Origin of the sequence: Thermocoleostomius sinensis A174 (genome assembly GCF_026802175.1) — a bacterium.
GTDB classification, from domain to species: domain Bacteria; phylum Cyanobacteriota; class Cyanobacteriia; order Elainellales; family Elainellaceae; genus Thermocoleostomius; species Thermocoleostomius sinensis.
The window spans coordinates 837,306-849,274 of sequence record NZ_CP113797.1 but is presented as its reverse complement, the minus strand read 5'-3'; the positions used below and the strand labels follow the sequence as shown (position 1 = coordinate 849,274).

Annotated in this window: 10 protein-coding genes and 1 tRNA gene; 7 read left to right on the top strand and 4 right to left on the bottom strand. The window is 50.7% G+C overall.

The window, feature by feature from the left end:
• Positions 1-821 precede the first annotated feature (821 nt).
• Both OXH18_RS03690 and OXH18_RS03685 read left to right on the top strand, forming a co-directional pair.
• Positions 822-1,436, top strand: a complete 615-nt coding sequence (locus tag OXH18_RS03690; protein ID WP_268611068.1) for an FHA domain-containing protein — start codon at positions 822-824, stop codon at positions 1,434-1,436.
• Positions 1,437-1,514: 78 nt separating this feature from the next.
• Positions 1,515-2,234 carry a M15 family metallopeptidase gene (locus OXH18_RS03685; RefSeq protein ID WP_268611067.1) on the top strand — a complete coding sequence of 240 codons (720 nt, stop codon included), beginning with the start codon at positions 1,515-1,517 and terminating at the stop codon, positions 2,232-2,234.
• Between the two features lie 20 nt (positions 2,235-2,254).
• Here the strand turns inward: OXH18_RS03685 and OXH18_RS03680 are convergent, their stop codons facing one another.
• Together OXH18_RS03680 and hslO are read right to left on the bottom strand one after the other, a co-directional pair.
• The gene (locus OXH18_RS03680; protein ID WP_268611066.1) at positions 2,255-2,752 is read right to left on the bottom strand and encodes a hypothetical protein; all 498 of its coding nucleotides are present in this window, start codon (positions 2,750-2,752) and stop codon (positions 2,255-2,257) included.
• Between the two features lie 154 nt (positions 2,753-2,906).
• Positions 2,907-3,809 carry an Hsp33 family molecular chaperone HslO gene (gene hslO / locus OXH18_RS03675; RefSeq protein WP_268611065.1) on the bottom strand — a complete coding sequence of 301 codons (903 nt, stop codon included), beginning with the start codon at positions 3,807-3,809 and terminating at the stop codon, positions 2,907-2,909.
• A gap of 423 nt (positions 3,810-4,232) precedes the next feature.
• Here hslO and OXH18_RS03670 point away from each other — a divergent pair, with 423 nt between their 5' ends.
• From OXH18_RS03670 to OXH18_RS03660, 3 genes are all read left to right on the top strand, one after another.
• Entirely contained in the window at positions 4,233-4,565 is a 333-nt protein-coding gene (locus tag OXH18_RS03670; RefSeq protein WP_268611064.1) for an arsenosugar biosynthesis-associated peroxidase-like protein, read from the top strand.
• Positions 4,566-4,610: 45 nt separating this feature from the next.
• Positions 4,611-5,720: an arsenosugar biosynthesis radical SAM (seleno)protein ArsS gene (gene arsS, locus OXH18_RS03665; protein ID WP_315874664.1), complete on the top strand. Its 1,110-nt coding sequence runs from the start codon at positions 4,611-4,613 to the stop codon at positions 5,718-5,720.
• Between the two features lie 175 nt (positions 5,721-5,895).
• Positions 5,896-6,603 (top strand): polysaccharide deacetylase family protein, encoded by a 708-nt coding sequence (locus OXH18_RS03660; RefSeq protein ID WP_315874663.1) that lies wholly within the window; start codon positions 5,896-5,898, stop codon positions 6,601-6,603.
• 76 nt (positions 6,604-6,679) lie between these two features.
• On the opposite strand, the gene OXH18_RS03655 is transcribed toward OXH18_RS03660, so the two are convergent.
• Both OXH18_RS03655 and OXH18_RS03650 read right to left on the bottom strand, forming a co-directional pair.
• Positions 6,680-8,503 carry an AAA family ATPase gene (locus OXH18_RS03655; protein WP_268611061.1) on the bottom strand — a complete coding sequence of 608 codons (1,824 nt, stop codon included), beginning with the start codon at positions 8,501-8,503 and terminating at the stop codon, positions 6,680-6,682.
• Between the two features lie 372 nt (positions 8,504-8,875).
• Positions 8,876-8,956, bottom strand: a tRNA-Leu gene (locus OXH18_RS03650).
• Between the two features lie 210 nt (positions 8,957-9,166).
• Here OXH18_RS03650 and OXH18_RS03645 point away from each other — a divergent pair.
• Both OXH18_RS03645 and OXH18_RS03640 read left to right on the top strand, forming a co-directional pair.
• Positions 9,167-9,748, top strand: coding sequence for a pilus assembly FimT family protein (locus tag OXH18_RS03645; RefSeq protein WP_268611060.1), 582 nt, complete (start codon positions 9,167-9,169; stop codon positions 9,746-9,748).
• 81 nt (positions 9,749-9,829) lie between these two features.
• Positions 9,830-11,872, top strand: a complete 2,043-nt coding sequence (locus OXH18_RS03640) for an amylo-alpha-1,6-glucosidase (protein WP_268611059.1) — start codon at positions 9,830-9,832, stop codon at positions 11,870-11,872.
• Positions 11,873-11,969 lie beyond the last annotated feature (97 nt).

The following is an 11,969-nucleotide window of genomic DNA, read 5'->3' as shown; positions in this document are numbered from 1 at the left end:
TATCAGTCTTGACATATTTACAATGTCAAATTCTACCTAGTAGGTTGCAAAAATGGATGATCATCGGTTGAGTGTTGATGCGATTCAAGGATTCAAAACTTGACCGATGCTTTTGGAGATGAATTGGCTAAGTGTCTGTCAGAGTCGTCAATAAGGTCGATTTTTATTGTAAAACTTCTTGTCTGCCTTGGCGAAGCGATTAACTAGTAATTTTTAGTTGGCGGCAAACTGGTTTGGGATGGCTGAATCAAATCAAGGTCATACGTCAATTTCTGCCGATAAGGACTGTTCGTTGTGTCAACGTCATGGATGTTGCCTCGATTGATCTGCCACCAAACTAAGCAATTAGACTCACTGGTTTACGCAATACTTGGCTTTTCTTACATTTAGTAAAGTGTTGATAAAATCCACCAAATGTAGAGTTGCAAAACTAGCGGAAGTAGGATTACCCTTGCAGTATCTCCACTCTACTTGGCAAGTTGCTTGACAGGTTGTGGCAATTCTTCTGTGGCAATTCTTCATAGAAGGGATTGCTGACTGGCTGTCTAAGTAGCGTTGATGAAACAGGGTAGCACTGCCAAGGGTGATGGTTCAATTTTTGCATTCAGATAATTTTGCCGAATCGGGCAATCCCTCGTGCGATTTGCCTCTATTGGGCTTAGGTAACAGAGTGATTTCCGCATTTCGGTCTTGTGCCGCAGTCCCAAGATAGTTAACCGATGGTAGGGCAAATCCATCTGGTCATTTACCCGTTGGCAAAGGTAAGAACCCTTTCAAGGACAGGTGCCAAGAAACGCAAGAATCATTGCCAGGTTTTTTCGATGCAGTGGAGTGTGCTCGATCGATCGCTAGGCGATCACTGGATTGATTCACGTTTTCAGCCTCCCTATTACAAAATGCTATTGAATCCTTCTGATTCTTCATCCAATTGCTCTAATCCGTCTTTTCAGTTACTGGCACACCAGCCAGCATTATCCGAGTCGCTGCTTGATGAGTATGAGTTAGAGGACGTATCTGCCCTTATGGCTCCTGTCCTCAAAGCTCCTCAACGCTGTCAGCGATCGAAGCGCTATATTCAAGCGGTGACGGCAGGTTGCGTCGCGTTCTTGGCCACCAACGCGATCGAGCCACACGTTACTGAGGTGACACCTGTTTCGTCAAGTTGGCTCATTGGTCGCAGCCGCGTTTGTGCCATTCAAGTTCCTCATAAGTCTGTTTCGCGTTGTCATGCTGTCATTGGGCATTATCCGTCTGGATTCTACATCACCGATTTGGGTAGCCTAAATGGTACTTGGGTGAATGAACAACGACTAAACCCCGCCGATCGCACAGCCCTGAAGGATGGCGATTTAATTCAATTTGGAGCGGTGCAAGTTGAGTTTTTTCTGTCAATTCGGGGCAAGATGATGGGGGAATCGGAAGAAACGATTGGGTAAAAATGAAAGCAAGGGCAGTACTGACGTGTCTACCCTTACTTAAACAGCGAACCAATTGTCGATGATTCCATCACTCCTATGAAGCCCTATCAAAAAATTCCGATCGTGGAGTGTGGAGAACCACTCGTTGCCATTCCTTGCAATCACTTTGCTGTTGAGCATCCCCATCCCTATGTCAAAGCTGGGGCCCCCTACGGCGATAAATCACCCTATTACCTACGCCAAACGGTGGTGGAACGGTTGCTACAGGCTCAAGCTGCGCTGCAAGATCGGTGTCCTCGCTGGCGAATTCAGATTTTTGATGCCTACCGGCCGCTGGCGGTGCAGCAGTATATGGTGAACTATAGCTTTGCCCAAGTCGTGGCAGATCAGGGGCTGCGGCTTGATGAATTGACTGAGGCGCAACGAGAACGCTGTTGGCAACAGGTCTATCAATTCTGGGCCGTTCCCAGTTCTGATCCGACAACTCCCCCACCCCATAGTACCGGGGCTGCGATCGATGTGACGTTAGTGGATGCAATCGGCGCAGTGGTAGATATGGGATCACCGATCGACGAGATGACGCCTCGCTCCTATCCAAATTATTTTGCTGATCAGGTGGGGGGTAGCAGATTCCATCAGCATCGCCAGCTATTACGGCACAGCATGGAGTTCGCTGGTTTTCGCCAGCATCCTCGTGAGTGGTGGCATTTCTCTTGGGGTGATCAACTGTGGGCTTGGTTGTCTAATCAAGAGCCAATCAACTCACACGAGCCGTTGTCTCATCTGACACCCATTGCCCGGTATGGAGCGATCTAGGGCAATCGATCGCGCTATCCCTAGCGAGTGGCACAATAGGCATTAATTTCCTCCACCAGTCCAGCCTCGCGACTGGTAGCTGTTTTGAAGTTATCGTAGGCTTCTCTGCCTGCTTCTTGATCTCTAGCTTCAGCCGCTGCTAACATATCACGCGTGGTTTGGCGAATCTCGGTATACATATCAGCATAACGAGTCTGAAACCCAACCAAGGTTTCGTCATCCAGTGATAGGGCTTGCATGTTGACGCGGGCCTTTTCTGCGGCTTCTGCGACTTTGGTGATGACGGCAACGCTGTCAGTGCTGTTATTGTTATTGCGATTGGCTGTATCGCCATTCGTACTGGTGGCGCTGGCGTTTTGAGCTACCGTTTGAACATCAGTCACCACCTGGTTGGCCACATCAATCAGCTTTTGGCATTGTGCCACCCGACTTTCAGTGCAGCTTGTGACGAGCAAGCTTAAAACAGCAACCACAGCGCAACCTGACCTTTGACGAATGTGCTGCCTCAATACCTGCATGAACTTCCTCCTGAATTGGCTGGAATAGAACACTTCCAACCCTCTCTAGTTATACGACCCTGAAAAATTCAAGCACACATTGGTTAAAAATCGTGACATTTCCCATCGATCGCTACAGAATCTTTAGGATGGGCAATACAAATCCCACCAGAATCTAAGACGATGACTCTGCCCGAAGTTCCTGCAAGAGTTGCTCAAGTTGGTCGCTATTAGCTTTATACACCTCGCCGCAAAAGTGGCACGTTACCTCAGCGTCTTCGCCCTCATTCAACATATCTTGCAGTTCTGCTTGTCCCAGAATCTTCAAGGCACCCAACACACGGTTGAACGAGCAACCACAGTAAAAGCGGACCAACTGAGTTTCAGGTAAAATGTCTAGCTCCATGTCTCCTAACAAATCGTCCAGGATTTGAGGGAGGGTTTTGCCAGCCCGCAGCAACGGAGTAAACCCCTTGAGAGCGGCCACACGAGATTCCAGCGTTTCAATCAGGGCTTCGTCTCTGGCAGCTTTGGGCAACACTTGAAGCAGTAATCCCCCCGATGCGGTGACGCCTTCCGCACTGACAAACACCCCCAGCATCAGCGCTGACGGAGTTTGTTCAGAGCTAACTAAGTAGTGGGTAATATCATCACCAATTTCACCGGAAACCAACTCCACTGTACTGGAGTAGGGATAGCCATAGCCCATATCCCGCACAACGTAAAGAAAGCCCTCATGCCCTACAGCCCTGCCCACGTCTAATTTGCCAATGCTGTTGGGGGGAAGTTCAATATCTGGATTGTCCACATAGCCGCGCACCGTGCCATCTAATCCAGCATCTACCAAAATACCGCCCAAGGGGCCATTGCCACGTACACGGATATTTACCCTAGCATCCGATCGCTTCATACTGGAAGCCAATAGCAAACCTGCGGACATCGTGCGTCCCAATGCAGCCGTCGCGACATACGAAAGCTGGTGGCGTTGTCTTGCTTCTTCGGCCAGGCGAGTTGTAATCACCCCGACGGCGCGAATTCCACCGTCCGCCGCCGTTGCTCGAACTAATTGATCTACCATGAACCCTATCGTTACCCTATACAGTTCTTAACAATCTCACTGTCTCCATTCTAGGATGTCTGCTTTCTGACTGCGTTGCTACGTCTGGAAGAGGGATTGTTGATTCAGGGCGATCGCTACAGTCTCATCCCCAGTCTTTGTCATGTTGCATCGAATTCCCCCATCGCCTGTAGCTCCTCGCTCTAATAAAGCGAGGTTGGCAGGGGTCAAGTATACGGTGCAACCTCATAGAGAATCTGCACCGATCTACTTTCCACGTCTTTCTATCGATTCATCCATGCACTCATCTACTCAATTCCCGGCACTTCACGAAACAACGCGGTAGATTGAGAAGAAGCGGATCATCTCGATCGAGAGTTTGGGCGAGAAGCTAATTGCCTGGAAGCTTGCTTGAACTTAGTCGTTATACTCATCAGGAGCGGCATGGATCAATACTATAAACCGGAGCACCTGGCTCATTTTGGTCAAATTAGTGAAGGCAATTCCGAGCTAGCCGAGAAATTTTTTGCCTACTATGGAGCCGTGTTTCAAGAAGGCGCCCTTTCGGTGCGTGAGAAAGCGCTGATTGCGCTGGCGGTGGCGCACACGGTGCAGTGTCCCTATTGCATTGATGCCTATAGCAAAGAGTGTTTACAGCAAGGGTCTGACTTGGAGCAAATGACCGAGGCCATTCATGTGGCTACGGCGATCCGAGGCGGGGCGTCGCTCGTACATGGATTACAAATGCTGGATCACGTGAAGCAGTTGGCAATGTGATGGGGAGAAATGGATTCCATGTTTGAAGATACACAGACGCCTGAAATGACCCTACCCTATGGCGTTGATTTAAATGAGATAGCAGCCGGACCCAAGCCCACTACGTCTTTGCAACGCCGTCGATCGCCTCTAGCTGAGCCAAGTCGTCAGCTTGCCAGTTTAGAAGCCATTGACTTATCGCAACTGCCCCATGCGGGAGAGTTTTCGGCACGGATTGCAGAAGCGGGATGGGCAGAACTTCGACCAGCGACACTGGAAATCTTCCAAATTAATGTTGGTAAATTGTGTAACATGACCTGTCGCCATTGTCATGTCGATGCGGGGCCCGATCGACGGGAAATCATGGATCGAGAAACGATCGAAGCCTGCTTGCAAGCACTGGATCAAACGACTGCACATACTGTCGATATCACTGGCGGCGCACCAGAACTGAATCTGCACTTTCGCTATTTAGTCAATGAATGTGTGGCGCGGGGCAAGCATGTAATCGATCGCTGTAACCTGACGGTGCTGCTATTGCCTACTTTGCAAGACTTACCTCAATGGCTAGCAGAACGCGGCGTCGAAGTGGTGTGTTCCTTGCCACACTATCGTAAATTCAACACCGATAACCAGCGCGGACAGGGCACCTTTGAACAATCGATCGAAGCGCTGCATCGACTGAATGCGGTAGGGTATGGTACGGGTAATCCCCAACGCCGACTCACGTTGATGTCAAATCCAGTGGGGGCATTTCTAGCGAGCAACCAGACCAAGATGGAGCAGGAATGGAAAGCAGGACTGCTCAAAAATCATGGGGTAACGTTCGATCGCTTAATTGCCCTGAATAATATGCCGATTTCTCGCTTTTTAGAGTGGCTGGAAGCATCAGGCAACTTAGAGGGGTATTTGGAACTGTTGGTCAATTCCTTTAATCCAGCTACCGTTTCCGGTCTCATGTGTCGCAACACGCTGTCCATCTCCTGGGACGGGCGCTTGTTTGACTGCGACTTTAACCAGATGTTGAATTTAGAAGTGCAATCTCCGACGGATCAGCGTCCGCATATTCGTAATTTCCACCCAGACTGGTTGGCGCAGCGGCACATTGTTACTGGGCGGCACTGTTTTGGCTGTACGGCGGGGGCTGGAAGTTCCTGTGGTGGAGCGATCGAATAGTACCAAATCGGTGTCACAAGCGATTGACTTGGGGAGGATGCAGCCCTACAGCATAGGTGTTGCTTCGGCCAGTGTCACTTTGGGCAAACACCCGCCCTTACCGATCATTGCTTTGATTTGCTATGGTCAAACATATGGTTTATGGAACGATTTCTCCCCATTTTTCTCTCCGTTCATGCAACTTGCTCCGTTCTTCCCGCTGATTCACAAAGTCCTGCGACCCACCTTCCCTACTTGCTTGTGGACAGGAGATGCCAATTCTGCCACGATCGCCCTCACATTTGATGATGGCCCACATCCCACTCACACCCCACAACTCCTGGAAGTTTTAGATCGCTACGAAATCCCCGCCAGCTTTTTCTGGCTAGGGGCCTGTGTACACCGATCGCCTCACATGGCCCAAGAAATTTGGCAGCGCGGGCACTGGATTGGGCTACACGGCTATCAGCATCACTCGTTTCCCCGGCTCAGCGCTGATGAATTGAAGCAAAGCTTGGCAAAAACGCAAGAGGCGATCGCGCACGCCTGCCAGGTGGATCTAGCATATGTGCAGCAAAACATTCGCGATGTGCGTCCCCCCAATGGCTTATTCACGCCACAAACCTTGCGCTATCTCCAGCAATGGAACTATCGCCCTGTCATGTGGAGCGTAGTTCCCGAAGATTGGGTACGTCCGGGCATTGATATCGTCACTCAGCGAGTGCTGAGCCAAACCTGCAACGGCTCGCTGATTGTGTTGCACGATGGTTACTGTGGCGGCGAAGATGTGGCAAAAACTGCCGATCGTTTGATTCCTCGCTTGTTAGATCAAGGCTATCAGTTCGTCACAGTCGATGCGCTGTGGCAACAAGCCGCGATTGGTGTGCCAGTGGTCAAAACTTGACAACCCTTCTAGAGGGGGTGCAGGAGACGCCGCCGTCCCCTGCTAGGGGTTGGAGGGGCATCCCCCAATTTTCAACTTATCCTCGCTGAGTTAACAAGGTTTGATAGGCTGTTTCAAAATCCTCTGGGGTAATTTGCAGCAGAGTTGGATCAGTATGTTGTTGCGATCGGTAACGTCGAATCGCTTGCAGGGCCGCCTGATTACTTAATAAAGCTAGTTCGGCCCCATTCCACCCCTCGGTTCGATCGGCCCATTCTGCCAAATATACTGCCTCCGTTAAGGGGCGATCGTGATTATGAACCTGCAAAATGGCCAACCGACTGGGCAGATCGGGTAAATCCACCTTCAGTTGTAGATCCAACCGACCTGCCCGCAACAAGGCTGGATCAAGCGCCTCTGGTCGATTGGTTGCCCCAATCAACAGGACATTGGCACAGCCTTGTAGCCCATCGAGCTCGGTCAGCAGTTGCCCCACCACGCGATCGCTGACTCCAGAATCGCTTTGAAAACTACCTCGGGCCGGAGCCAGACTATCAATCTCGTCCATGAACACCACACAGGGGGCCGCTTGCCGCGCTTTGGTGAACAGGTCTCGCACCGCTTGTTCCGATGCCCCCACCCATTTGCTGAGCAACTCCGGTCCGTTCACTGCTATGAAATTAGCTCGTGCTTGTGACGCCACCGCTTTAGCCAGCAAGGTTTTACCCGTTCCTGGTGGTCCCCACAGTAAAATTCCTCTGGGGGCTTTGGCTCCGGCCCGCTGATATAGTTCGGGATACAGCAGCGCGCCTTCTACCGACTCCTGAAGCGTTTGCTTCACCAATTCCAGACCGCCGATCGCCTCCCATGCCACGTTGGGTGATTCCACCTCCACCGATCGCAGCACCGAGGGCTTAATCTCTTTGAGGGCTTGCTGAAAATCGGTTTGGTTGATAGTCAGATTGCTAGAAACTGAGGTTTGCAGATTCGGTACTTGTCGTCGCAGCGCTAGATACGCTGCCTTTTGGCACAGCGCCTTCAGATCTGCCCCCACCATGCCCACTGCCAAATCGGCAATATTTGTCAGTTGTACTGACGCATCTAACGGCATCGATCGCGTCAAGATCCTGAGAATTTCCAAGCGACCGTTGCGATCGGGCACTCGAAACTGCACCTCGCGATCGAAGCGTCCGGGTCGCCGTAACGCTGGATCAAGATGCTCTGGACGATTGGTTGCCGCTAGCACAATGACGCCGTTTAAAGCGGCAAAGCCGTCCATCAGACTCAGCAGTTGAGCGACGACTCGTTTTTCTACCTCCCCTTCTACATTGGAGCGATCGGGGGCAAGGCTGTCAATTTCGTCAATAAATATTATGCAAGGAGCCGATCGTTTTGCTTTCTCAAACAAGCTGCGTAATCGGGCTTCGGCTTCCCCGTAATACTTGCCAATAATTTCTGGGCCAACAATGGCGATGTAGTTCACACCCAAGTCTTCCGCCAGCGATCGGGCAGTGAGGGTCTTTCCGGTTCCGGGTGGCCCCACCAACAGCACCCCGCGTGCGGGTTCTAATCCTAAACTTTGCAACAGCTTCGGCCGCTTCAGCGGAATTTCAACCAGTTCTCGCAATTCTTGCAGTACGTCCGACAAGCCTCCGACTTCTTTGAGGGTGGTGGGCGGAGCCGGGGGAGCCGTGGCAACGGTTGATTGATTCGTATCGGTTGCTGTCGGCTGCGAGTAAGGACGCTCTGGTTCAGGAGGCTTTGGGCGAGATTTTACCTGTACATCAAACCCGAACCCACCGCCGAGTTGTTCTTCAAACTCTTCAACAAAATCGAGAAGTTGTTCTAAGCGCTCGTCAACCAGTTCTTCTAGCCGCTTAAAATCTAAAAATTCTTCTAATTCTTTAAATGGATCGCTCATCACATCTGATCTCACGCCGCTCAGTCTTCATTCTAGTCTTTTGTCCAAGACAGACATGGGAAAAGGTATCTGGTTTGTTACATCCACGCTCTAACCACCTAGGCGACGTGATTTCGAACGCGGGGTTATTGCAGCAGCCAAGCGGTCAGATGTTTGAGGGTGCTGAGAACGTACTGACATTCGTGAGAGCGATTAATCGAAAAGGACTCAGAGCAGCAATAGTACAGATGCTTGCTCTAGAGTTACCAACGTTAAATTAAACCATCGCTCCAACTCATATAGACTAAGCGTCTTTGCTTGGATCGTTGGGATCATAAACAAGCTTCTCTAGAACCGCTTTCCTTACACTGCCTTGTTCTAGATGACTGGTAATGCGGATGGCGAGACTCGAACTCGCAAGGCAAAGCCACACGCCCCTCAAACGTGCGCGTATACCAATTCCGCCACATCCGCAGGTTTAGTTGAGCAATGCAACAGCAGACCTGTTCACTGCCTTGAACATTCAGCATACCTCATCTAATCAATTTCTGCCTAGTTCATTTCACTGCAATTTCAAAAATCTCTGATCGACTGAGCGCATCTGCTCAGTTTTGTGGGAATTCTAAACTTGTGTCTTCTCCTTTCTCTCTTCTCCTCCAACCAACTCAATTCTAGGGTGCTGTTATGAACCGTGAGCAGGACTGCAACGACGACCACCCTTGTTTCTACTTGTTGTTGCCTCTAGCCCAGCGACCGCTAAGTCAACTAAACCCAGTCGATAAGCAAAACTCTGACCGTGGCTTTACGCTGATTGAACTGTTGACGGTGGTGGTATTAGTTGGCATTTTGGCGGCAATCGCGGCCCTTGGGTGGCGATCGTTTTGGCATCAACGGTTGTTGGCAGCCGCTCAAGATGAAGTGTTTCAAACGCTGCGGCAAGCTCAAGCCCAAGCCCAGTGGACACAATCAAATTGGCAGGCTAACTTTCAACAAGTGCATGGAGTGGTGCGCTGGTCAATTCACCCCGTGACAGCATCTCCGAACGACATTCAATGGCAAACGCTGGATGCCAAGATTCAGATTACTGAACCTACCACGTTGCCGCAGCTTAATCAGATGTATCGAGTTGAATTTAACGCTCGAGGACACGTTTCATCCCTCTTGGGACATCTGACGCTGACGGTGAAGGACGGCGGTCCAGCCAAGCGCTGTGTGTTTGTCTCGACGTTGCTGGGAGCCATGCGCAAAACTAACAATTGCGGCTGAGCACCGATCAATACCACGCTAGTAACAACTCGGATGGTAATCTGTGTCAGGACAGGTGTTGTATAGCTAGTTGTGTTCTGAATGGAAGAGCTAGATACCAGGGAATGGTTATTAACCAATGGATTGGGGAGCTTTGCTAGCGGTACGGTCTGTGATGCTCATACGCGCACGTATCACGGTTGGCTAATTGCTGCCCTCGAACCACCAAGCCAGCGGACATTACTACTGTCGCGGATTGATGCCAGTTTAGAAGTGCGAGGCCGATCATTTGAATTAAGCACTAATTTCTGGACGAGCGGTGCGATCGCCCCAATGGGATATAGACTGCTGCAACAGTTTCATCCTGACCCGGTTCCAACCTGGAGTTGGGGCTGGAATGATTGGCAACTGCAACGACGGCTGATCATGCCCCACGGGTTGCTGGCTCCTGAAGTGGAGGGTGCACCGCCGCAGTTCTACCATTCCATTTTGGTGGAATATCGCTATGACGGCTCCGAGGCTGCGTTGCTGCAACTGCGCCCCATGATTGGCGATCGGATTTTTCACTATCAGCAACATGCTGATTCGGAGTTGCAATTTGTGCAACTGGTTGAACCCCATTGCATCCTGCTGCAAGCCAAAAGCCCTGCTTGGATGGGCACGCCGTGGCAATTAAGTTGGAGCCAAGGTAAGTATTCTAGCGATGGCATGTGGTACTGGGGCTATCGCTATACCGAAGAAACCAAACGGGGCTTGTCCGATCGCGAAGATTTGTTCACTCCAGGTGTTTTATCGGTACTGCTACAGCCTGGTGAAACGGTGATTCTGGAAGCCAGGGTTGGACACTCAGATTCTTCGCCCGATTTGCTAAGTGCAGAGATATTTGAACGAGCCATCCAAACCGAACAACAGCGGTTGAATACAGCATTTGAGGCTGTTGTTTCAGCCGACAACACTCAACAATCTGCGCCAGAGTCCGCATCCCTGCAACAGCGTTTGTTGCGATCGGGCGACCAATTTATTGTCTATCGTGCCTCCATCAATAGCCCCACCGTGATTGCAGGCTATCCCTGGTTCAATGATTGGGGACGCGATACGTTGATTGCGTTGCCGGGGCTGGCATTAGTGACGCAGCGCTATGGGTTAGCGAAGGGCTTGCTGCAAACATTTGGCATGTATTGCCAACAGGGCTTGATTCCTAATGCCTTTCCGGATGCTGGTACACAGCCTTTTTACAACAGCATTGATGCGGCTCTTTGGTGGATTGAAACCCTGGGGCTATATTTGGAAGCAACCCAAGACTGGGAGTTTCTAGTAGAGCAATACCCGATCGTTTGGCGCATTTACAAAGGGTTGATGGCAGGCACTTGGTACAACATTCGCGTGGATGCCTTTGATGGGCTAGTCACTTGGGATGCGCCTAATGTAGCATTAACCTGGATGGATGCTGTAATTAAAGAAGAACCCGTGACCCCGCGCCGGGGCAAAGCCGTTGAAATTAATGCGCTTTGGTATTCAGCTTTGTGCTGGGCAGAGCAATGGGCCACGCGGCTGCAACAAGATGACCGCATGGACGGAGCCGCCCTGACTAATCAAGCTCGTCGCTTTAGCTATCAGACCGAACAGGTGAAATCCTCGCTGCAAAAGTTTTGGAATCCGGCTTTGGGATATTTCTACGATGCTATTTCCCCCGATGATTATCCTGATGACAGCATTCGCCCCAACGCCGTCATAGCCCTTTCCCTCAGTTACTGTGGGTTTCCAGAGCAGATTGGACAACGAGTGCTGCACGTCGCTCGCGATCGACTCTTAACCCCCTACGGATTGCGCGCTCTCGATCCATCTGATGCGCGATATGTTGGCAAATATGAAGGCGGCATTTGGCAGCGCGATCGTGCATATCACCAGGGTACGGTCTGGAGTTGGCTGATTGGCCCTTTTATTCGGGCGTGGCAACGGTTTTACCCCAACGCTCCCGTTCCGATTGATTGGGAACCACTCTTCACCCATTTTGACGAACAAGCGTGCTTCCATTCCATCTCCGAAATGTTTGATGGCGATCCTCCTCATGCTCCTCGTGGAGCCATCGCCCAAGCTTGGTCAGTAGCAGAAGTGATTCGGCATAGTTCGATCACTAGGAATTAGAAATTGGGGGTTAGAAAAATCGAGAGAATGAGCCGAGTCGAGAATTTTGACTCGGCTGAAAATATACTTTCAATCAGCACAAAGATAAAACAAACAC

What these genes read in the sequence shown, in the direction of transcription:
- OXH18_RS03670 (WP_268611064.1), top strand. Translation starts at nt 4,233, where the DNA reads ATGGATCAATACTATAAACCGGAGCACCTGGCTCATTTTGGTCAAATT.
- OXH18_RS03660 (WP_315874663.1), top strand. Translation starts at nt 5,896, where the DNA reads ATGCAACTTGCTCCGTTCTTCCCGCTGATTCACAAAGTCCTGCGACCC.
- OXH18_RS03680 (WP_268611066.1), bottom strand. Translation starts at nt 2,752, where the DNA reads ATGCAGGTATTGAGGCAGCACATTCGTCAAAGGTCAGGTTGCGCTGTG.
- arsS (WP_315874664.1), top strand. Translation starts at nt 4,611, where the DNA reads ATGACCCTACCCTATGGCGTTGATTTAAATGAGATAGCAGCCGGACCC.
- OXH18_RS03685 (WP_268611067.1), top strand. Translation starts at nt 1,515, where the DNA reads ATGAAGCCCTATCAAAAAATTCCGATCGTGGAGTGTGGAGAACCACTC.
- OXH18_RS03655 (WP_268611061.1), bottom strand. Translation starts at nt 8,503, where the DNA reads ATGAGCGATCCATTTAAAGAATTAGAAGAATTTTTAGATTTTAAGCGG.
- hslO (WP_268611065.1), bottom strand. Translation starts at nt 3,809, where the DNA reads ATGGTAGATCAATTAGTTCGAGCAACGGCGGCGGACGGTGGAATTCGC.
- OXH18_RS03645 (WP_268611060.1), top strand. Translation starts at nt 9,167, where the DNA reads ATGAACCGTGAGCAGGACTGCAACGACGACCACCCTTGTTTCTACTTG.
- OXH18_RS03690 (WP_268611068.1), top strand. Translation starts at nt 822, where the DNA reads ATGCAGTGGAGTGTGCTCGATCGATCGCTAGGCGATCACTGGATTGAT.
- OXH18_RS03640 (WP_268611059.1), top strand. Translation starts at nt 9,830, where the DNA reads ATGGAAGAGCTAGATACCAGGGAATGGTTATTAACCAATGGATTGGGG.